The 434-nt window shown below is 65.7% G+C and carries 1 pseudogene; it reads left to right on the forward strand.

The features are described from left to right. A pseudogene (locus tag IG90_RS40430) lies at window positions 1–434 on the forward strand (hypothetical protein); the annotation flags it as partial.

The raw sequence follows: 434 nt of genomic DNA on the forward strand, positions 1-434 counted from the left end.
GCTGAGCACCTACTCGGACGATGCCTATCCGCTGGTCGAGAAGTTGCGGCAGCTCAAGCGGGATGCGGGCGCGTTCCTCGTCAAGGCGAACGCGGACGACACGTGGCGCGAGGACGGCGACCTGATCGAGGAGAACAGGCGCCGCCACGACGAGATCATCGAGGCCTGGACCGCGTTCCAGGCGGTGGAACGTTCCTGCTACAACAAAATCATCGCCCTGGTCCCCGGCGGCAAACCGCTCAAGACCAACGACGGCTCCAACGGCGAGCGCATGCACGGGTACGACGCGGAGGCCCTGAAGCAGGCCAAGGGCCTGCCGTGGGGCGACCCGGTCAAGGAATCCACCCGCTGGTACCAGTTCTACGAACACGTCTGGGACTTCGGCAAGGGCTTCGTCGTCGACGGTGTCTGGGGCACGGTCAAGGGCCTGGGCA

The organism is Streptomyces anulatus, from assembly GCF_000721175.1.
Classification (GTDB): Bacteria; Actinomycetota; Actinomycetes; order Streptomycetales; family Streptomycetaceae; genus Streptomyces; species Streptomyces anulatus_C.